Origin of the sequence: Rathayibacter sp. AY1F8, from assembly GCF_002932165.1 — a bacterium.
GTDB lineage: Bacteria > Actinomycetota > Actinomycetes > Actinomycetales > Microbacteriaceae > Rathayibacter.
In genome coordinates, this window is sequence record NZ_PSVB01000009.1 from 97629 (window position 1) to 117934 (window position 20306).

Consider the following 20306-nt stretch of genomic DNA (forward strand, 5'->3'; position numbering starts at 1 on the left):
AGCTCGCCGACGGCCGGCTTCAGCGCGGTCGGACCGGCAGCCAGCCCCGCCGGGCCGCGAGCACGCCCGCCTGGAAGCGGCTCTCGGCGCCGAGCAGCTCGAAGAGACCGGCGATGTGCCGACGGCAGGTGCGCACGCTGAGGTCCAGCCGTGCCGCGAGCGCCTCGTCGGTGAGCCCGGCGGCGAGGCCCTGCAGGATCGACCGCTGCACCGCGGAGAGGGAGGGCTCCTCCTCGGCACCTGCCGCGTGCAGGGGCGCTGCGAACTCCCACGCCGCGTCGAACACGCGCGCCAGGGTCGCCGCGAGCTCGGGGGAGCGGACGACCAGGGCGGCGCGGTCGTCCTCGTCGCGGGAGCGGGCGACGATCGCGAGGGAGCGGTCGAAGACCACCAGCCGGAAGGGCAGCGTCGGGAGGGTCCGGAACCGCGCGCCCAGCGGCTCGAGCTCCGCGACCGAGCGCCGGAGAGCCGCGTTGTCGCGGCGGCGGTCGTGGTACAGCGTCCGCCTCGCGATGCCGCGCCCGAGCAGCTCGCGGTCGACGGCGTCGCTCGCCTCGTGCCGCTCCACGCTGCTGGTGCCGGGAGCGGCGATCAGCACCTCCTCCGAGGCTCCGCGCTGCAGGTCGAGGAGCAGCCGGAGGACGGTCGCCGGGTCCTCGATCACCTCCACCTGCTCCGCGGCGGCGAGGGCGCTGCGGGCGCTCCGGTAGGCGGGGACGAGGGCCATCAGCTCGCTGCGGCGGCGGGTGATCCCGGTCTGCAGCTCAAGGAGGCGCCGCTCGTCGTCGGCGATCAGCTCGGCCAGGGCGATGTCCGGCGCGGCCGTGGCGAGCGACTCCGCCCCCGCGTGCAGCGGAGCGAGCAGCCGGAGCCCGATCAGCTCGTCGCGCGCCTCGCGGAGGCCGTCGACGGTGACGCCGAGCTCGTCCGACGCGCTCTCGAGCGACCAGTCTCCGCGCACGGACGCGTGCAGGTACAGCGCGATCGCGTTCTCGCTCAGCACCGGCGGCCCCCCGTTCTCCCGACCCTCCCGAGTGTAGGAGGCGCGCACTCAGCGCCGCCGCGCGAGAACCGCGACGACGGCGAGCTCACCGGCGAGGACCAGCGCCACCGCTCCGAACACGGCCGGGCCGACCAGCGCGGCGAGCGGAGTGAGACCGGCGTTCGCGAGGAGGGGGGCGAGGAGACCGATCACGACGCCGGTGCGGCGGGCGGGGGGCTGCCGGCGGGCGACGGCGACGACGCTCAGCGAGGTCGCGGCGGCGGCCGCGAGCACGAGCACGAGGACAGCCGCGGGGTGCGGCTCCCCGAGCAGGAGCAGCGCGGCCAGCGCGGCCCAGGCGAGGGCGCCTCCGGCGGCGACGGGGCCGAGGTGCGGGGTGGCGGCGGGTGCAGTGGCGGTCATGGTGCGTCCTCTCGTCGTGGTCCTCAGAGCCTCGCGGAGGCCCGTCGGCGGCACCAGATCAGCATCCGGGCACGGCAGCATCCGGACATGCGGCGGACCCCCGGCTCCGCGCGGGGCGGAGGGTCGGGGGCCCACGGGACGTCCGGACAGGCTCCGGCCGTGGCAGCATCCGGTCAGCCGGCCTCGCGCAGCCTCCCGCCGGCGAGGTGGAGGCTGCGCTGCGCACGGCGCGACAGCGGAGTGGTGGGTGTCGTCGGCTCCTGCTCCCCGGGCGCCCGCTCTTCCCGGGGCGGTGCCCGCGGTCGTAGGCTCGCGCTCATCCGCAACGGGAGGGGCCGACGATGACCGCCACGAGAGAGACGTCCGCCCCGCCCGAGCTCAAGCGGGTGCTCGGCCCCAAGCTGCTGCTGCTGTTCGTGGTCGGCGACATCCTCGGGACCGGGATCTACGCCCTCACCGGGCAGGTCGCGGCCGAGGTGGGCGGGGCCGCGTGGCTCCCCTTCGTGATCGCGTTCGTCGTCGCCACGCTCACCGCCTGCTCCTACCTGGAGCTGGTGACGAAGTACCCGCAGGCGGCGGGCGCCGCGCTCTACGCGCACAAGGCGTTCGGGATCCACTTCGTCACGTTCCTCGTCTGCTTCACCGTGATGGCGAGCGGGATCACCTCGGCCTCCGCCGCCTCGGGCGCCTTCGCGAGCAACTTCGCGATCGGCTTCGGGCTCGGGGACGGCGCGGGGACGCGGCTGAGCATCGCGCTGGTGTTCATGGTCTGCATCGCCCTGGTGAACCTGCGCGGTGTCGCCGAGAGCGTCGGGCTGAACGTGGTGCTCACCCTGATCGAGCTCTCGGGCCTGCTGCTGGTGATCTTCGTGTGCTTCTTCGCGGTGTTCGGCGGGCAGGCCGACTTCTCGCGGGTGGTCGCGTTCGAGGCGCCGGAGGACAAGTCGCTGCTGCTCGCGGTGAGCACCGCGACCTCGCTGGCGTTCTTCGCGATGGTCGGATTCGAGGACTCCGTGAACATGGCGGAGGAGACGAAGGAGCCCAGCCGCATCTTCCCGCGCGTGATGCTCACGGGTCTCGGCATCACCGCCGTGGTCTACGTGCTCGTATCCACGCTCGCCGTCGCGATCGTCCCCGTGGGGGAGCTGGCCGGCAACGACACTCCGCTCGTCACGGTCGTCGAGGCCGCGGCGCCCGACTTCCCGATCTCGACGCTCCTGCCCTTCATCTCGCTCTTCGCCGTGGCCAACAGCGCGCTGATCAACATGATGATGGCCAGCCGCCTGCTCTACGGGATGAGCCGCCAGGGCGTGCTGCCGCCGTTCCTGCAGAACGTGCTGCGCGGACGGCGCACGCCGTGGGCCGCGATCCTCTTCACGACGGTGATCGCCCTGCTCCTCACCGCCTACGTGTCGCGCGACCCCTCCGACCCCATCGCGGTGCTCCTGGGCGGGACCACGTCGCTCCTCCTGCTGGCGGTCTTCGCCGTCGTCAACGTCTCCGTGCTGGTGCTGCGGCGGCAGCCGGTCGAGCACCGTCACTTCCGGACCCCCACCGTGCTGCCGGTGCTGGGCACGATCGCCTGCGTCTACCTGGTGCTGCCGATCACCTCGGGACGCGACACCGCCCAGTACGGCATCGCGGGGGTGCTGCTCGTGATCGGCGTCCTGCTCTGGGTGGCGACCTTCATCGACCGGCGGGTCCGCGGCTACGCGCGCACCGCGGCGATCGCTCCGGAGGAGCTCGACGCCGATCCCGCGGAGGACGCATCGGGAGCGCACAGCGACGGCATCGGCCGGTCATAGCCGATCCATAGGGAACTCCCGATACTGGAGTCATGAGCACCCCGGCCCCCTCGAAGCACCTCGCCCCCGCGCAGCGCACCCGCCTGAAGCGGGCCGACGGGACGCCGATCCGCGTCCTCGTCGTCGACGACGAGAGCACCCTCACCGACCTGCTCCAGATGGCGCTGCGCTACGAGGGCTGGGAGGTGCGCACCGCCGCCGAGGGCCGCGCCGCGATCACGATCACCCGCGAGTTCCGACCGGACGTGATCGTGCTCGACGTGATGCTCCCCGACATCGACGGCCTCCAGGTCCTGCAGCGGGTCCGCGCGGACGGCAGCGAGACCCCGGTCCTCTTCCTCACCGCGAAGGACGCGCTCGACGACCGGATCGCCGGGCTCACCGCCGGCGGCGACGACTACGTCACCAAGCCCTTCTCCCTCGAGGAGCTGGTCGCCCGGATGCGCGGCCTCATCCGCCGCAGCACCCTGCTCGCCAACGACGCGGACGACCCCGAGGTCGTCGTGGGGGACCTGGTGCTGAACGAGGACAGCCACGAGGTCCGCCGGGGCGGCGACGAGATCGAGCTGACCGCCACCGAGTTCGAGCTGCTGCGCTTCCTGATGCGCAATCCGCGCCGCGTGCTCAGCAAGGCCCAGATCCTCGACCGGGTCTGGTCCTACGACTTCGGCGGCAAGTCGAGCGTGGTCGAGATCTACATCTCGTACCTGCGCAAGAAGATCGACGCCGGCCGCTCGCCGATGATCCACACCGTGCGCGGCGCCGGCTACCTCCTGAAGCCCGCCGACCAGTGAGCCGCACCGGCCGCCCGTCGCTCGGCGACTTCGCGACCCGCTCCGCCCTCCGCGGCTCCCGCCGCGGCCGGCGCGCGCCGTGGACTCTGCGGCGGCGGATGGTCGTCGCCGTGGTCGCGCTCGTCGCGGTGACGGCGGGCGTCGTGGGAGCGGTCAGCGTGCTCTCCGCCCGCTCGATCCTCTACGGCAGCACGGACGCGTCGCTCAGCCAGTCGGTCACGCGCCTCCAGGACTTCGACGGGCCGAGCCGCTTCGGCGGGTCGAGCGCGATCGAGCAGGCCACGACCTGCCCCAGCGGATCCTTCGGCGGCGGCCCGAGCCAGAACCTCAGCACCATCACCGCCGTCCAGGGCTCGGACGGCTCCTTCATCGGCGCCTACGTCGACGCCGACGGGGTCTGCCGGCAGTTCTCGGACCCGGCCGACTCGGTGCTCGCGGCGGCCGTCGCCGCAGGGGGCGAGGAGGCGACCATCGAGCTGCCCGGGAGTCTCGGGACCTACCGCGTGCGCGCGGCGGCGGTCGAGGGCTCCGTCGTCGTCGTCGGCGTCCCCCTGGGCGAGGTCGCCGAGACGCTCGCCTCCCTCACCTGGGTGGTCGTCGTGGTGGTGCTGCTGGCGATGCTGCTGGTCGCCCTCGTCGCCACCGCGATCATCCGCGTGGCCCTGCGGCCCCTGGAGCGGGTGGAGGCGACGGCGACCCGCGTGGCCGAGCTGCCGCTGGACCGCGGCGCCGTCGAGCTGGTCGAGCGGGTCCCGGAGGAGGACGCCGACACCCGCACCGAGGTCGGCCGCGTCGGCGCCGCCTTCAACCGCATGCTCGACCACGTCACCGGTGCGCTGGAGTCGCGGCAGGCGAGCGAGGACAAGGTGCGGCAGTTCGTCGCCGACGCCTCGCACGAGCTGCGGACCCCCCTCGCGGCGATCCGCGGCTACGCGGAGCTGCCCCGGCGCGGCGGGACCGAGCTGCCGGAGTCGGCCGCCTACTCCCTCGACCGGATCGAGTCCGCCGCCACCCGGATGACCTCGCTGGTCGAGGACCTCCTCCTGCTCGCCCGCCTCGATGAGGGCCGCGACCTCGAGAAGGAGCCCGTCGACCTGACGCTGCTCGTGATCGAGGCGCTGTCGGACGCGCACGCCGCGGGCCCCGACCACGAGTGGGACCTCGAGCTCCCCGAGGAGCCGATCGAGATCCGCGGCGACGGCTTCCGGCTGCACCAGGTGGTCGCCAACTTGCTGCGGAACGCGACCGTGCACACGCCCCCCGGCACCCGAGTCGTGGCGGCGCTCGCCGAGGAGGTGTCGGAGGGGCGGCCGATCGCGGTCGTCACGGTCACCGATTCCGGCCCGGGAATCGCGCCGGAGCTGGTGCCGGTGCTGTTCGAGCGCTTCGCCCGCGGCGACTCCTCCCGAGCGCGCACGACCGGATCGACGGGGCTGGGCCTGGCGATCGTGGCGGCGGTCGTCGACGCCCACGGCGGGCGCGTCCTCGTCGCGTCCGAGCCGGGGCGCACGAGCTTCCGCGTCGAGCTGCCGGCGGGCTGAGGGCCGGAACGGCGGTCTCCCGCCGCCCCGCCCTACACCGAGACGCCCAGCCGGCGGCGCGCGTCGTCGAGGGTCCGCACCACGGCGACCACCTCGTCGAGCGGGTGCAGCGGCGACTCGGTGCGCCCCTCCGTCACGTACTGCGCGACGTGCAGCGCCTCCCAGGCGAGGCCCTCGCCGCCCTGGAGCGGCGTCTCGTCGATCCACGATCCGCTCTCGGAGCCGCGGGTGAGCGTCACGCCGCCCGGCGTCCAGAACGACGGGTGCACGTCGATCCGCCCCGCCCGCCCCGCGACGCTCGCCGCGTGGCGGGTGTCGGCCAGCACGGTCGAGGTGGCCACCGACTGCACCCCGTGCGCGTGGCTGCCGACGATCGTCGCGGTCGCGTCGACGCCGGTCGAGGTCATGCTGCCGGCGACGACGGTGCTCTGCGGGGTGCCCGCCACCATCGAGACGAAGGAGGAGGCGTAGACGCCGACGTCCAGCAGGCCGCCGCCCGCGAGCGCCGGGTCGAAGATGCGGCTGGAGGGGTCGAAGTCGAAGGCGGCGCCGAAGTCGGCCGAGACGACGGCGGGCGCGCCGACCGCCCCGTCGGCGAGCAGCTGCCGCACGACGTCCATGTGCGGCAGGTAGCGCATCCACATCGCCTCCATCGCGAACACTCCGGCGTCGCGCGCGGCGTGCACGATCATCTCGGCCTCGCCCGGGGTCGGCGCGAACGGCTTCTCGACCAGGATGTGCTTGCCCGCGGCGATGGCGAGCAGCGCCTGCCGGGCGTGCTCCGAGTGCGGCGACGCGATGTAGACCACGTCGACCTCCGGATCCTCGACCACGGCCTCGTAGCCGGCCGAGGCCCGCTCGATCCCGAACCGGCTCGCGAACCGCTCCGCGCGCTCCAGCGAGCGGGAGCCCACCGAGACCACGCGCTGCCGGGTGTGCTTCTGCAGCGCCTCGACGAACGAGCCTGCGATCGAGCCGGGCGCGATCACCCCCCAGCGCAGGACGGGGGAGTCGAGGAGGGAGGGGAGTCGGGGCTCGGGGAGCGTCAGTGCCATGCGTCCACGCTAGGGCCCCGTGCCCGGCGGGGGCGAGGGGGTGCGCGGCGGTCCCCTAGGGTGTGACGGCACGCGCAGTCGCGGGCGGAGGAGGACGTCATGCCCGAGTGGTACACCCTGGGCGTCGTCGCCCTCGTGATCGTCGTGGTCGTCGTCGCGATCGTGCGCTTCCGGTTCAACCCGGTGCTGGCGCTGGCCGTCGGAGCCGCCGCGATCGGCCTGCTCACCGGGCTCGGCCCCGTCGACACCGTCTCCACGATGACCACCGGCTTCGGCGAGGTGATGATGGAGGCGGGCCTCCTGATCGGCTGGGGCGTGCTCATCGGCGCGATGCTCAACGAGATGGGCGCCGTCGTCCGGCTCGTCGAGGGCCTGCTGCGCGTCTTCGGCCGCCGCGGGATCCCCTACGCGCTGGGCCTCTCCTTCGCCACGTACCTGCAGACGATCTTCGTCGACGCGCTGATCGTGATCGCGGCCCCGCTCGCCCGCCGGATCGCGCCGCGGCTGGGGCGCGCGGGCACCGGCATCGTCGCCGTGACCTTCGCCGTCGGGCTCGAGACGGGCATCGTGATGATGGTGCCCGGCTTCGCCGCGGTCGCGCTCGCGGGGCTGCTCGGAGTGCCGCTGGGCGTGATGATGCTCGGCGGATTCGCGGTGGTGGCGCCGACGGTCGTGGTCACGATCCTGCTGATGTCGCTCGCGTTCCGCCTCGGCTTCTGGGACCCGGCGCGCGACGAGCAGCTGGTCGTGCGCGACGACACGACCGGGCTCGCGACGGTGGGGGCGTCGCCCGCCGCGGACGGCGGACGGCTGCCGTCGTTCGGAGCGCGGGGGAGCGGCGGGGCGTCCTCGAGCGGAGTCGGAGCGGCATCGGGCGGCTCGTCCGGCTCGTCCGTCGAGGACGCGGCGGGTCCCGCCGAGGCGCAGGACGCCCACCCCGCCCGCGAGCGCCCGCTCCTGCTCCTCTTCGCGCCCATGCTCCTCGCCCTCCTGCTCATCGCCGCGCAGGCGGTGCTCACCGTCTCCGGGATCGAGCTGCCGGTGCTGCAGTTCCTCGGGAACCCCGTCATCGCGCTCCTCCTCGCCGTGATCGGCACCGGAGTGGTCGGCCGGTCCACCGTGGGAACCGCGCGGATGGAGAAGGCGGTCGCCAAGGGCTTCCAGGACGGCGGGCAGATCTTCCTGCTCACCGGCGTCGGCGGGGCGCTCGCCGCGGTGATCGCGCAGGGCGACCTCGGCGAGATCCTGAAGGGCTACTTCTCGACCTCGGCGACCGCGCCGCTGCTGCTCGTCTGGGTGATGGCGGCCGTGCTGCACATCGCGGTCGGCTCGGTCACCCTCTCGGCGATCACGGCGGCCGGAGTCGTCGCGCCGGTCGCCGCGACACTCGGCCTCGACCCGCTGCTGATCGCGCTCGCTGCGGGCTCCGGCGCGCTGTTCTGCATCCACGTCACCTCGAACACCTTCTGGCTGCTGCAGAGCTTCCTCGGCCAGTCGGTCCGCGGCGCCCTCAAGTCCGTGACCGTCGGCGTCTCCCTCGCCTCCGTCCTCGCGCTCGGCGCCACGCTCGTCCTCTCCCTCTTCCTCTGACCGGGCCCTCCTTCCTCCTCTCGCCGGATGCCACTCGGGCACTCGAGTCGCCGGGCGAGGCGTACCGAAGAGGCATCTCGCGGAGCTGACCCGGCCGACACGTGACGGAAACATGGAGCCTCTATCTTCCTGAGAGGGTTCACATCCGATTCGGAGATCCAGACGCCGACGGGGGCCCGATCCGTTCCGTCACGCCTCGACAAGGGAAGAACTCCGCTTGAGATCTCGAACCGCCCTCGCCTCCGGATGCGCCGCGCTCGCGCTCGCCGCCGGCGGCCTCCTGGTCGCCCCGCCGGCGACCGCCACGACCGCAGCACCCGCCGGCTACACCCGCGTGGACATCGTGCGTCCGCCGTCCGCTCCGATCGCGGTGCCGACCAGCTACCCGCAGCAGACCCCGCTGACCGAGGTTCCCGTCGACCCGACCGACGCCTCGCTCCTGCGCGGAGTCACCCCCTACGACGCCATCGCGCCTCAGCTGAACGCGCTCGCCGCCCGCTCCGACCGGGTCTCGACCCAGGTGGTCGGGAAGTCCGGCCTCGGCCGCGACATCTACCTGGTCACCGTCACCGCCCCCGAGACCGAGGCCGAGACGGCTCAGCAGGCCGAGTGGCGCGACCGGCTCAAGTACGAGCCCGCCGCCGCGGCCGCCGACGCCGAGCTGATGGACGGCTACAAGGTGCCGGTCTGGTTCAACGGCAACATCCACGGCAACGAGTGGGAGGGCAGCGACGCGATCCTCGAGTACATCGAGGGCGTCGCCACCGCCGAGGACGCGGAGACCGAGGCGCTGCTCGAGGGCAACCGCCTCTACTTCACCGTCACCAACAACCCCGACGGCCGCGCCCTCGGCCAGCGCGCCGTCGCCGCGGGCTACGACCCGAACCGCGACATGATCACCGGAGCCACCAGCGAGGCGGCCGTGATCCGCGACCTCTCGAGCGTGCTCCAGCCCACGTACTTCATCGACATCCACGGCTACACCGGGATCCTCCAGGTCGAGCCCTGCGGTCCGCCGCACGGCGAGAACTACGAGTACGACCTCTTCCTCCCGCACGCGTACGCGACCGCGCTGGAGATCGAGCGCCGCGTCGTCGAGGCCGACGTGCCCGGCAACACCTACCTCGCCGAGGACGGCAGCGCCACGACGGACAACACCGGGAAGATCCTCATCCCCTACCGCGACATCCGCGCGGGCTGGGACGACTGGCCCCCCATCTTCGCCCCGCAGTACGTCGCCTTCCAAGGCGCGATCACCAACACGGTGGAGCTTCCGCTCGGCCGCACGGCCAACAGCACTCCGGAGGAGATCGCCCAGGGCCAGGCCAACGCGGACATCGACGTCGAGGTCGCCGGGATCGTCATGGACGCCTCCGTCGACTACATCGAGGCCAACCGCGACGCACTCCTGAGCAACCAGGTCAGCATCTTCGAGCGCGGCGTCACCGGCGCCCCCGCCGTCGAGATCCCCGCCGACGTCTCCGCGGCCGACCTGCCCGCGGGCGTGCCGACCGAGTGGACCGAGATCTGGGACGAGACCGACGTCTACACGACCGAGTACCCGCGCGCCTACGTCATCCCCGTCGACGGCACGCAGCGCTCCGTCTCGGACGCCGAGACCCTCGTCGCGCAGCTGCTCGCCCACGGCGTCGAGGTGTCGCGGACCACGGCCGCCACGAGCGTCGGAGGAGTCTCCTACCCCGCGGGCACCTACCTGGTCGACATGCACCAGTCGGTCCGCGGCCTCGCCAACGTCCTCCTCGCCGACGGCAGCGACATCTCGAGCCGCGTGCCCGAGATGTACGACGTCTCGGCCTGGAGCCTCTCGCTCCTCTGGGGCGCCGACGTGCAGGCGATCGGCTCCACCATTGACGCCCTCCCGGCCGTCGGCCTGGAGCCGGTGACTGCCGTGGCTCCGGTCGGCTCCGTCCCGGCAGGCGCCGACTACCTCGCCTTCGAGCCGCGCGGCGTCCTGGAGTACCAGGCCGTCAACGCGCTGCTGGCCGACGGCGTCGCCCTCGAGCAGTTCGAGGACGGCACGATCGCCCTCCGTGCAGACGCCGCCGGGCTCGCGGCCGCCGAGGGAGCCGCCGCCGCCTTCGGCGTCGACTTCACGGCGACCACCGCCGACCGCGTGCGCGCCGAGGACGGGAAGGCGCTCGACGCCCTCCGCGTCGCCTACTCCGGCACGAACGAGGACCGCGACGCGCTGGCCAAGCTCGGCTTCGCCGACGCGGTCGCCGTCGACGCGGCCGCGCTCACCGCGGGCACCGCGACCCTCGAGGGCGCCGACGTGCTCTACGTGGGACGCGCCCTCTCCTTCACCCCGGAGCAGGCCGTGGGCCGCACCGTCGTCGAGGAGTTCCTCGCAGCGGGCGGCGACGTCGTCGGCCGCGGCGGCGCAGGAGCGGCCTTCGTGTCCGACTTCGGCCTGGCCGAGCTGACCGCGCAGACAGGCACCAGCGGCTCCAACGGCATCGTCTCGGTCGAGACGCCCGCCGGCGGAGTCCTCGGCGACTACCCGCAGGACACCGCGTTCGTCTCGCCGGCACTGTGGTTCGCCGGCTTCGACGCGTCCGTCGCGGTCGAGCAGAGCTACTCGGAGGACGGCACGTTCGTCGCCGGGCACTGGGTCGACTCCGAGGGTCAGTCCCGGAGCGACGCGGCCGGGCAGGCCTCGGCCGTCTCGTTCTCGACGGAGTCGGGCACCGAGGGCTTCCTCTTCGGCACCTCGCCGGTGTTCCGCAACCACCCGGTCGGAGCGTTCAGCGACGTCGCCCGGGCGCTGCTCGTCGTGGCGCCGGAGGGCGCCGCCGTCGAGCTGCCGGGGACCCCGGAGCCCACGCCGACGCCGGAGCCGACCGGCTCGCCGGAGCCGACCGCGACTCCCGAGCCGACGGCGACGCCTGAGCCGACGGCGACGCCCGAGCCCACCGCGACGCCCGAGCCGACCGTGAGCCCCGAGCCCACGTCGACCCCCGAGCCCACGTCGACCCCGGAGCCCACGCCGACCCCGGAGCCCACCGTCGTGCCGACGGCCGGACCGACCGCCACGGCCGCGCCGATCACCGCACCGACCGGCCCCGGCGGCCTCCCCTCCACCGGAGTGGAGACCGGCTCCTGGCTGCTGCTCTCGGGAGGTGCTGTCGCCCTCGGCCTCGGCTCGCTCCTGATCGCCCGCAGCCGTCGCCGCGAGGACCAGGAGGCCTAGCCTTCGCCTTCGGGGAGGGGTCGGGCGCCCGCCGCCCGGTCCCAGGAGGACCGATGCCGTCCCGCTCCGCCCGCACCACCGGGATCGTCCTCGCCGCCCTCGGACTCGTCGCCGTCGTCCTCGCGATCGTGCTGCTCGTCCGGCCCGCCGGCGGGGGAGCGCCCGGCGCAGCCACGGCGTCCGCGGGCCCGTCCTCGGCGCCGTCCGGGACCGCTCCGGCGACGTCCGCCGCTCCCGGCTCCGCGGAGGCGGCCGACGGCGCCGCCGCCCCCGCACCGACGGTCTCCGCCGCTCCGTCCGGCACCGAGCCGGGCACCGGATCCGACGCTCCTCCCGCGATCGTCTCCTTCGCCTCCACCCCCGCCTCCGTCGACTGCGAGGGCGACCGCACCGCCTCCGTCCCGCTCGCCCTGTCGTGGGAGACGAGCGGAGGCGCCACCGCCCGCCTGGCCGTCGGCACCACCGACGCGAGCGCGGGCGAGCCCGTCGACCTCGCGGCGTCCGGCTACACCGCCGTCACCGCCGACTGCCGCGACTCCGAGACCCTGATCACCCTCGCCGTCCTCGCTCCCGACGGCACCACCGCCCAGCGCACCCTCGTCGTCCCCGCCTCCTGAACCGCTCCGCCCGCGCGGAGGCGGTCACGGAGGCGTCGAGCGGCCCCGGCACGGCAGAATGGGACACGATGACCTCCACACCCCCTCCGCTCGGCCTGCTCCTCGACGTCGACGGGCCCATCGCGAGCCCCGTCACGCGCACGATCTCGATCCCCGAGATCGCCGACGACCTCGTCACCCTGGCCAACGCCGGCATCCCGATCGTGTTCAACACGGGCCGCTCCGACGCGTTCCTGCGCGAGCGGGTCCTGCCCGCGCTCCTCGAGCGCGGCGTCTCGGCCGAGGCCCGCATCGTCTGCGTCTGCGAGAAGGGCGCCGTCTGGTTCACCGTCGACTACCGCGGCACCTCGGAGCCGATCGTCGACGAGTCGCTCGCGATCCCCGAGCCGGTGGCCCGCGACCTCGAGCGGATGATCCGCTCCGACTACGACGACCTGGTCTTCTTCGACGAGACCAAGCGCGCCATGGTCTCGGCCGAGCAGCTGGTCGACCTGCCGAGCGAGGACTACCTCGAGCGCCAGCTCGTCTTCGACGCCGACGCCCTGCAGATCATGACCGCCGCGGGCCTCGGAGTCGAGCGCCGCGGCATCCGGTACCCGAACGAGGAGGGGACGGTCGACTTCCGCATCGACCCGACCGTCATCTCGACCGACATCGAGTCGAACCGGCTCGGCAAGGACCTCGGCGCCCAGCGCGCCGTGGAGCTGCTCGGAGCGACCGGCGCGATCCCGCAGCGCTGGCGCACGGTCGGCGACTCCCGGAGCGACTACGCGATGGCCGACTGGCTGTTCGAGCACGCCTACGACGTCGCCCACGTCGACGTGCGGCCCGCAGAGGGCGTGCCCGAGAAGCCCTACCCGGTCCTCGTCGTCGACGGAGCCGTGAACGACGCGGCCGGCGCCGCCGTGCTCCGCCGCTGGACGGAGCTCGTCGCCGACGAGACGACGCCCGAGGTCGGCGGCGCGATCTCGCTCCATGCCCGGAGCTGATCCGCAACCCTCGTCCCTCGTCGCTCAGGCCCGTTAGCGTTCGAGCATGAGAATCGCAGTCACCGGTGGATCCGGCAAGCTCGGCCGCCACGTCGTCACCCGCCTCCGCGCCTCCGGGCACGAGGTCTTCAACCTGGACCGTGCGGGGGACCGCGGCGCGGGCTTCGTCCGCATCGACATCGCCGACTACGGCCAGGTCGTGGACGCGCTGCAGTCGGTGAACGACCAGTACGAGGGCATCGACGCGCTCGTGCACCTCGCCGCGATCCCCGCGCCGGGCCTCGTGCCCGACGTCGCCACGTTCCACAACAACATGATCGCGACGTTCAACGCGTTCCACGGAGCGATCCGTGCCGGCATCCGCAACGTCGTCTACGCCTCCAGCGAGACCGTGCTGGGCCTGCCCTTCGACGTCCCGCCGCCCTACATCCCGGTCGACGAGCAGTACCCGGCGCGCCCGGAGTCGGTCTACTCGCTCACCAAGCACCTCGAGGAGCAGATGGCGATCGAGCTGTGCCGCTGGCACCCGGACCTGAAGATCACGGGCCTGCGCTTCTCGAACGTCATGGACGAGGCCGACTACGCCGAGTTCCCGTCGTTCGACTCCGACGCGCTGCTGCGCAAGTGGAACCTCTGGGGCTACATCGACGGACGCGACGGAGCGCAGGCGGTCGAGAAGGCGCTGCTCGCCGAGACGACCGGGTTCGACCGCTTCATCATCGCCGCGGCCGACACCGTGATGACGCGCCCCAACGCCGAGCTGGTGGCCGAGGTGTTCCCCGGCGTCGAGCTGCGCGGCGACCTCGGGACAACCGGCACCCTGCTCTCGATCGACCACGCCCGCGAGGTCCTCGGCTACGCCCCCGAGCACTCCTGGCGCGACTCGCAGCAGGGCTGACCCGCGGGCCCGGCGCATCGGGATCCGCGCTGTTCGTCGGTGGGGTGGATCCCGATGCGCGGGCTGCGCCCGCTCCTCGATCAGCAGGGGTGCGGTCGGCCCGTGACCGTGCCGGTCGAGGAGCGGCAGCGCGGCGTCTCGAGACCCGCCCTGTTCGTGCGCGGCTCGGCTCGCCGCCCCACGCACGAGCGCGCCCGGTCCGCAGGACGACTGCAGGCCGGGCGCGCTCCGTGGAGCCGAGGATCAGCTCGGGATGTAGTTGAAGGTGTCGGGGTCGGGGCCGGTGCGGTGGCCGCGGTCGAGCGCCGTGATGTCGGTCATCGCCTCGTCGTCGAGCTCGAAGTCGAAGAGGGCGAAGTTCTCCTCCACGCGCTTGCGGGTGACCGACTTCGGGAAGACGATGTCGCCGCGCTGGATGTGCCAGCGGAGCACGACCTGCGCCGGGCTGCGGTCGACGTTGCGCGCGATGCGGGTGATGGTGTCGTCGTCGAGGACGAGGCCCTGCGCGATCGGCGACCAGGCCTCGGTCGCGATGCCGTGCTCGGTGCCGTAGGCGCGGAGCTCCTGCTGCACGAGGTAGGGGTGCACCTCGATCTGGTTCACGGCCGGGACGATGGTCGCCTCGGCGCGGAGCCGGTTGAGGTGGTTGGTCTGGAAGTTGGAGACGCCGATCGCCTTCGCCTTGCCGCTGCGGTAGATCTCCTCCATCGCCTTCCAGGTCTCCAGGTAGTCGCCCACGTTCGGGAGCGGCCAGTGGATGAGGAAGAGGTCGACGTAGTCGAACTGCAGCTCGCCGAGGGTGACGTCGATCGCGGCGAGAGCGTCCTCGCGGGCGTGGAAGCCGTTGTTGAGCTTGCTGGTCACGAAGACCTCGGAGCGGTCGAGGCCGGAGGCGCGGACGGCCTCGCCGACGCCCGCCTCGTTGCCGTACATCTCGGCGGTGTCGATGTGGCGGTAGCCGACCTCGAGGGCCGCCAGGGTCGCGTCCTTGGTCTCGGCCGGGTCGATCTGGAACACGCCGAAGCCCAGCTGCGGGATCTCCACGCCGTTGTTCAGGGTGATCGTGGGGACCGTTGCGGTGTCGTCGCTCATGAGCGAGTACGTCCTTTCGTCGGGGCGAGGGCGCAGTGGAGCCGCGCCGTCGTGCCTCCAGTCCATCGCCTGCGGCTCTCAGCATCAACCCCTTGCGCGCTCGGCGGACATCCAGCTTCCCCGCGGAGGAGGAGTCGGATCCCCTGAGCAGAGGTGCGCCCGCTCCGGGAACGCCGAAGGCCCCCGGCACGGATGCCGGGGGCCTTCGGGGAGCGCGACTTACGCGCGGGACTTGCGGCCGACGATCGCGCCGTAGATGAGGAGGACGACGATCGCACCGACGACGGAGACGATGATGCTCACGATGTTGATGCCGTTGACGGCGTCCTGGATGCCGAACAGCGTGCTGAGGAAGCCGCCGAGCAGCGCGCCCACGATGCCGAGGACGATCGTGATGATCCATCCGCCGCCCTGCTTGCCCGGGAGGATGAGCTTGGCGAGCGCCCCGGCGATGAGGCCGAGGATGATCCAGCTGATGATGCCCATGATGTTTCTCCTTCAGTTCGTGCTCGATCGGCCGTTCCGATGCGAGCGGAGACACCGGCGGGCCGGTGTCCGGTGAGTCGTGGAAGCGGGGGTCAGCGGAGGCGGCGCTGCACCTTGTCGCGGGCCTTGCTCGCGATGGCGGTGAGATGCTTGGCCTCGCGCTTGGAGGTCTTCTTGAGCTTCTTGCGGGTCTTCTTCGTGGCCGGGTCGTTCCACACGCCGAGTGCGAGGTGGCGCAGCTCTTCGTAGCGGCCACGGCCGGCGCGGGAGCCGAACACGTAGGCGGTGAAGGCGACCAGTGCCAGCAGGACGAGGCGGGGATTCATGCGGTGACCCTTCCATCGGAGAGCACCGGGTCGTGCTCGACACCCATTTGACTCTCCTGCGCAATCCGTGACAAACCGCGGCCCGACCATTGACAGGGACCCCTCGCATCGTGTTCCGCGTGCGCGTGTACCCGATTCAGCCGCAGGCCGGAGACGTCTCGGACGGGAAGCGAGCGTGGAGGTAGTGGCCGTAGCCGCCCTCGACCCGGTTGTCGCGGCGGCCGGAGGTGACCACCTCGCCGCGGTCCGTCGCTCCGACCCGGGCGCCGCTCGCGCGCAGCCGCTCGACGAGCAGGACGTCCTCGTGCAGCGGCTCCCGGCCGAAGCCGCCCGCCGCGAGGTATGCGCTCGCGCGGACGCCGAGGTTCGCGCCGTGGATGCTGCCAATCGACTCCTCCCGCGCGCGGACGTCTCGCCAGCGCGAGTAGGCGCCGGGGGAGAGGTCGGCCGGGTCGGGCCGGACCGTGCCGAGCAGCGCGTCGTGCCGTCGGGAGTGCTCGACGTGGGCGGCCAGCCAGTCGCGGGGGACCACGGTGTCGGCGTCGGTGTTGGCGATCCACACCTGCTCGAGCGGAGCAGCGACGGAGGAGAGGGCGTGCGCGATCCCGGCGGAGCGGGCGGCGCCGACTCCGCAGCGGGCGAGCTCCAGCACCTCGGCGCCGGCGGCACGGGCCCGCTCGACGGTCGCGTCGGAGCAGCCGTCCGCGGCGACCACGAGGCGCATCCCGATTCCGGGCGCCCGATGGGCGAGGTGGGTCGCGCTCGCCCGGACGGAGGCGATCAGGCCGCCGATCCGCTCCTCCTCGTCGAGGGCCGGGACGACGACCAGCACCTGCGCGAGCCGGCTCACACCAGCCCCGTCCGGCGGGCGACCGAGCGGGAGTCGCGGGCGTGGACCTCGAGCAGGACGTCCTCCTCCTCGTGGCGGGCGAGGCGGTGCAGGCCCAGCTCCGCCACGGCGGACTGCACGGCGTCGCCGTCCAGAGCGAGCCCCTCGATCGGATGCCGCCAGTGCACGGTGACGAGCTCCCCCGCGGGGGCGAGGGCGTCGCGGATGGTGCGCAGCACGCCGGGGAGGGCGTCGCCGAGGTAGTAGCCGACCTCCGAGAGCACGACCAGGTCGAACGGACCCTCCGGCACGCCGCGGGTGATGTCGTGGTGCTCGACCCGCACGTGCTCGAGCGGAGCGAGGCGGCGGGCGGCGCGCTCGACGGCGGCGCTCGACACGTCGATCGCCAGCAGGCGGTCGGCCCGGTCGGCCAGCGCCTCGGCCAGCACGCCGATCGAGGCGCCGATCTCCAGCACGGAGCCGTAGCGCTGCTCCGGCAGGCTCGCGAGGGTCAGGGCGCGCTTGCGCTGCTCGTACCAGCGGCTCGTGTACCCCCACGGGTCCTCGTGGCGGGCGTACAGCTCGTCGAAGTAGCTCATGCGATCCTCACCAGCCGGTCGTCCCCGGTGAAGGTGCGCAGGAAGAGCGGATGGAGCACCGGACCGGTCCCGTCGGGCCCGGGGCGGGTCTGGCTGGGATAGCGGGAGCGGGCACGGCGGGTGCGCTCGAGCAGCTCGTCGTCGAGCGGCAGGCGCACGAGGTCGCCCCACGGCACCTCGGGGTCCTCCGGGACCGCCCAGTGCCACAGCCAGATCGGCGCGGCGAGCAGCGGCTGCCCGAGCTCGCGCGCGACCTCCGCGCAGATCTCGCCGACCACGCGGTGGTCCCGGTGCCCGTCCCCGGTCCAGGTGGAGAGGAGCAGGACGGTCCCGGGGGCGCCGGCCGCCCGCTCGCGCACCTCGCGTGCGATGCGCTCGTGGTGCTCCGGGGTCGCCGAGTCCGGCACGTCGAGGAAGGCGAGACCGATGCCGGGGCCGAGCTCAACCAGGGCGTCCGAGGCCTCCCGCCGGCGCTCGGCGGCGAGGTCGGCGTTCCGCTCCCCGTGGGCCGCGGCTCCGTCGGTCACGACGACGACGTCGACCGCGATCCCGCGCCGGCGCGCGAGCGCGATGGTGCCGCCGCAGCCGAGGGTCTCGTCATCGGCGTGCGCGACGACGACCAGGACGCGCCGGATCCCGTCGGGCAGGGTCAGCTCCGGGAGGCGGTCGCGGCGGCCGTCCGCGGTCCAGCGCTCGAGAGGAGTGCCTTCGAGGCGCCCGTCGAAGGGCCGGCTCACCAGGAGGCCGCCTCGCCCGAGGCGAGCACGGCGCGGCCGAGAGCGGCGTCGTCGCGCTCGGCGTGGTGCTGGCGGACGTAGAGCGCGAGGTCGGCGACGCGCTTGGCGTGCTCGGCGTCGAGGGCGAGCGGAGCCGGGCCGAGCGCGCGGCCGGCGCGGAGCAGGATCTCCTCGACCGCTCCGGCGACGCTCGCCCGCACGCGCTTGGCGAGCAGTGAGCCGCGGGGGCCGTCGGCCTCGCCCGCGTCGACCGCCGCGGCGGCCTCGTCCAGCGCCCGGCGCGACGCGGAGAGCGCCGTGTCGATCGCTCCGAGGTGGGCCAGGAGGTGCGGGTCCTCGCGTCGGGCTGCCGCTGCCGCGACGGCCGCCGCGACTCCGAGGGCTCCGCCGTGCCAGCAGGCGGCGACGCCGATGCCGCCCCAGGCGAAGCCGGGCCGCGAGAGGTACCAGCCGGCGTCGCCCACGGGGACGGCGCGGGTGCCGGAGAAGCGGACCGGTCCGCTGGGCACCTCCGTCAGGCCCCGCGCGTGCCAGGCGTCCTGCTCCGGCGTCGCCGACCCGTCGCGCAGCGCCACGGCGAAGAGGCGGCGCTCGCCGGAGGCGTCGCCGACGTGGGCGGTGACGAGGGCGGCGTCGAGGCGGTCAGCCAGCGAGCACCAGGGCTTCACTCCGTCGAGCAGCCAGTCGCCGTCGCTCTCGCGCGCGACCAGAGGATCCCCGCCGCCCTCGGCCGCGAAGACCCCCCAGGCGGCGTCGGCGGCGACTCCGAGTCCGGACGGGTCGAGCTCCGCCTCGCCGAGGATCGCGAGAGCGTCGAGGTGCGGCTCCACCGCGCGCGCGACGCCGAGGTCGTGCCGAGCCAGGCGCTCGAGGAGACCGTGCAGCTCGGCGGTGCGACCGGTGCCGGGCCGGGGCGCGTCGGCGCTCAGACCGCGCGCGAAGCCGACCGCGCCGTCGACGTCGTGGGGGAGGAGAGAGGAGGAGTGCTGGTCCATCGCCTCCGAAACTACGCAGTCGAGCGGGCGGCGTCCGGCGATTGTCCCCGAACGGACGGGGTGCTAAGCGTCAGATGTCAAGGTCGTTGATCCTGTGCAGGAGAGAGGCGAAGAGCTCGACGTCGGCGAGCGCCCAGCTGCGCAGCTCCTCGTGCATCAGCGCCTGGTTCGAGCTGCGGATCTCGCGCAGCCGCGCGGCGGTCGCCGGAGTCACCGAGAGGATCGTGGCGCGGCCGTCCTGCGGGTCGGGGGTGCGCTCGAGGAAGCCGAGGCGGTCGAGCGCCGTGATCTGGCGGCTGAGCGCCGACTTGTCCATCTCGAGGAGCTCGGCCAGCACGCCCGAGTGCACGGGTCCGCGGCGCTCGAGCGCCGAGATCGTCTTGTAGCCCAGCGGCGTCAGCTCCGGGTGGAGACGCTCGGCGTAGGAGCGCATCGCCGCCCGCACGCGGTTGAAGAGGGTGCTGAGCTCGCCCTCCACCGAGGCGATCGCGGAGTCGACGTCGCGGGCGGAGTCGGGGGTCGGGCCGGTCATGCCTCCAGCATCCCGCGAGCGGGCCCTCCTCCTCGACTTGCGCCCGCGCGCCGCGATGACGTACGCTTCCCGAAGCCAAAGACCGCCGGTTTCCGGTGTGCGCACGAGCAGGGCCCCGGCCCCGCGGATCGCCACCGGACGAAGGATTCGCGAAGCGAATTGCCCGCGCAGGTGCACGAGTTCAGTTCCGCCTCACCGCGATCCCGAAGCTCCGCGCCCCTGTGCCGGAGCTTTTTTCTTTGCCTGCCTTCGGGCTACCGGCACGAGAATTCACAGGAGTAGCCATGGCGAACAAGGAAGCCTCGGTTGCCGAACTCACGGAGAAGTTCCAGAGCTCGACGGCCGTTCTGCTGACCGAGTACCGCGGTCTCACTGTTGCTCAGCTCAAGACGCTGCGCAAGGACATCAGTGAGCACGCAACCTACGCCGTGGTGAAGAACACGCTGACCAAGATCGCGGCGAACAACGCCGGTATCTCGTCCTTCGACGACGAGCTCGCTGGCCCCTCGGCCATCGCGTTCGTGCACGGCGACCCTGTCGCCGTCGCAAAGTCGCTGCGTGCCTTCGCCAAGGCAAACCCTCTCCTCGTGGTCAAGGGCGGTTACTTCGACGGTAACCCGCTGACCGCAGAAGAGGTGGGCAAGCTCGCCGACCTCGAGTCCCGCGAAGTTCTGCTCGGCAAGCTCGCCGGCGCCTTCAAGGCCTCGCTGTTCGGCGCCGCATATCTGTTCAACGCTCCGCTCTCGAAGGCCGTTCGCACGGTCGAGGCGCTGCGCGAGAAGCAGGAGTCCGCGAGCTGACGTCT

20 protein-coding genes are annotated in these 20306 nt (G+C 73.1%); 9 read left to right on the forward strand and 11 right to left on the reverse strand.

Annotation, left to right across the window (positions count from 1 at the left end):
- Nucleotides 1-19 precede the first annotated feature (19 nt).
- Both C5C35_RS08940 and C5C35_RS08945 read right to left on the reverse strand, forming a co-directional pair.
- Nucleotides 20-1003 (reverse strand): LuxR C-terminal-related transcriptional regulator, encoded by a 984-nt coding sequence (locus C5C35_RS08940; RefSeq protein ID WP_104247766.1) that lies wholly within the window; start codon nt 1001-1003, stop codon nt 20-22.
- Nucleotides 1004-1051: 48 nt separating this feature from the next.
- Nucleotides 1052-1405 (reverse strand): hypothetical protein, encoded by a 354-nt coding sequence (locus tag C5C35_RS08945; protein ID WP_104247765.1) that lies wholly within the window; start codon nt 1403-1405, stop codon nt 1052-1054.
- A 341-nt stretch (nt 1406-1746) separates the two neighbouring features.
- Here C5C35_RS08945 and C5C35_RS08950 point away from each other — a divergent pair, with 341 nt between their 5' ends.
- Genes C5C35_RS08950 through C5C35_RS08960 form a run of 3 tightly spaced genes read left to right on the forward strand, consistent with a single transcriptional unit; the run spans nt 1747 to nt 5545 of the window.
- Complete coding sequence (locus C5C35_RS08950; RefSeq protein ID WP_104227060.1) at nt 1747-3210, forward strand: APC family permease; 1464 nt, start codon at nt 1747-1749, stop codon at nt 3208-3210.
- A gap of 32 nt (nt 3211-3242) precedes the next feature.
- Nucleotides 3243-4004, forward strand: a complete 762-nt coding sequence (locus C5C35_RS08955; protein ID WP_104223650.1) for a response regulator transcription factor — start codon at nt 3243-3245, stop codon at nt 4002-4004.
- A complete protein-coding gene (locus C5C35_RS08960; RefSeq protein ID WP_219814158.1) occupies nt 4001-5545 on the forward strand; it encodes a cell wall metabolism sensor histidine kinase WalK in 1545 nt (514 codons plus the stop codon). Before C5C35_RS08955 ends, C5C35_RS08960 begins: the two co-directional genes overlap by 4 nt.
- Nucleotides 5546-5577: 32 nt before the next feature.
- Here C5C35_RS08960 and C5C35_RS08965 read toward each other — a convergent pair whose 3' ends face one another.
- Nucleotides 5578-6600: a Gfo/Idh/MocA family protein gene (locus C5C35_RS08965; protein WP_104223651.1), complete on the reverse strand. Its 1023-nt coding sequence runs from the start codon at nt 6598-6600 to the stop codon at nt 5578-5580.
- A gap of 99 nt (nt 6601-6699) precedes the next feature.
- Between C5C35_RS08965 and C5C35_RS08970 the strand changes: the two genes are divergently transcribed.
- The 5 genes from C5C35_RS08970 (at nt 6700) to C5C35_RS08990 (ending at nt 13905) form a co-directional block, all read left to right on the forward strand.
- On the forward strand, nt 6700-8190 hold the full coding sequence (locus C5C35_RS08970) for a GntP family permease (protein WP_104262977.1): 1491 nt from the start codon (nt 6700-6702) through the stop codon (nt 8188-8190).
- Nucleotides 8191-8407: 217 nt separating this feature from the next.
- Entirely contained in the window at nt 8408-11401 is a 2994-nt protein-coding gene (locus tag C5C35_RS08975) for a M14 family metallopeptidase (RefSeq protein ID WP_104262978.1), read from the forward strand.
- Between the two features lie 53 nt (nt 11402-11454).
- The gene (locus C5C35_RS08980; protein WP_104261657.1) at nt 11455-12018 is read left to right on the forward strand and encodes a hypothetical protein; all 564 of its coding nucleotides are present in this window, start codon (nt 11455-11457) and stop codon (nt 12016-12018) included.
- 68 nt (nt 12019-12086) lie between these two features.
- Nucleotides 12087-13007 carry a hypothetical protein gene (locus C5C35_RS08985; protein ID WP_104234599.1) on the forward strand — a complete coding sequence of 307 codons (921 nt, stop codon included), beginning with the start codon at nt 12087-12089 and terminating at the stop codon, nt 13005-13007.
- Nucleotides 13008-13053: 46 nt separating this feature from the next.
- Nucleotides 13054-13905, forward strand: a complete 852-nt coding sequence (locus C5C35_RS08990) for an NAD(P)-dependent oxidoreductase (protein ID WP_104227477.1) — start codon at nt 13054-13056, stop codon at nt 13903-13905.
- 243 nt (nt 13906-14148) lie between these two features.
- On the opposite strand, the gene C5C35_RS08995 is transcribed toward C5C35_RS08990, so the two are convergent.
- From C5C35_RS08995 to C5C35_RS09030, 8 genes are all read right to left on the reverse strand, one after another.
- Nucleotides 14149-14997 carry an aldo/keto reductase gene (locus tag C5C35_RS08995; protein ID WP_104248244.1) on the reverse strand — a complete coding sequence of 283 codons (849 nt, stop codon included), beginning with the start codon at nt 14995-14997 and terminating at the stop codon, nt 14149-14151.
- Between the two features lie 219 nt (nt 14998-15216).
- Entirely contained in the window at nt 15217-15483 is a 267-nt protein-coding gene (locus C5C35_RS09000) for a GlsB/YeaQ/YmgE family stress response membrane protein (protein WP_104224330.1), read from the reverse strand.
- A 92-nt stretch (nt 15484-15575) separates the two neighbouring features.
- The gene (locus tag C5C35_RS09005) at nt 15576-15809 is read right to left on the reverse strand and encodes a hypothetical protein (protein ID WP_104262979.1); all 234 of its coding nucleotides are present in this window, start codon (nt 15807-15809) and stop codon (nt 15576-15578) included.
- Between the two features lie 136 nt (nt 15810-15945).
- On the reverse strand, nt 15946-16659 hold the full coding sequence (locus C5C35_RS09010; protein ID WP_104234597.1) for a glycosyltransferase family 2 protein: 714 nt from the start codon (nt 16657-16659) through the stop codon (nt 15946-15948).
- Nucleotides 16656-17237: a class I SAM-dependent methyltransferase gene (locus tag C5C35_RS09015; RefSeq protein ID WP_104234596.1), complete on the reverse strand. Its 582-nt coding sequence runs from the start codon at nt 17235-17237 to the stop codon at nt 16656-16658. The genes C5C35_RS09010 and C5C35_RS09015 overlap by 4 nt, the downstream gene beginning before the upstream one ends.
- Nucleotides 17234-17974 (reverse strand): PIG-L deacetylase family protein, encoded by a 741-nt coding sequence (locus C5C35_RS09020; RefSeq protein WP_181127923.1) that lies wholly within the window; start codon nt 17972-17974, stop codon nt 17234-17236. The genes C5C35_RS09015 and C5C35_RS09020 overlap by 4 nt, the downstream gene beginning before the upstream one ends.
- Nucleotides 17971-18969, reverse strand: a complete 999-nt coding sequence (locus C5C35_RS09025) for an acyl-CoA/acyl-ACP dehydrogenase (protein ID WP_104262981.1) — start codon at nt 18967-18969, stop codon at nt 17971-17973. The genes C5C35_RS09020 and C5C35_RS09025 overlap by 4 nt, the downstream gene beginning before the upstream one ends.
- A gap of 70 nt (nt 18970-19039) precedes the next feature.
- Nucleotides 19040-19501 carry a MarR family winged helix-turn-helix transcriptional regulator gene (locus C5C35_RS09030; RefSeq protein WP_104224334.1) on the reverse strand — a complete coding sequence of 154 codons (462 nt, stop codon included), beginning with the start codon at nt 19499-19501 and terminating at the stop codon, nt 19040-19042.
- Nucleotides 19502-19785: 284 nt separating this feature from the next.
- Between C5C35_RS09030 and rplJ the strand changes: the two genes are divergently transcribed.
- Nucleotides 19786-20301, forward strand: coding sequence for a 50S ribosomal protein L10 (gene rplJ, locus C5C35_RS09035; RefSeq protein ID WP_055791018.1), 516 nt, complete (start codon nt 19786-19788; stop codon nt 20299-20301).
- Nucleotides 20302-20306: the final 5 nt, after the last annotated feature.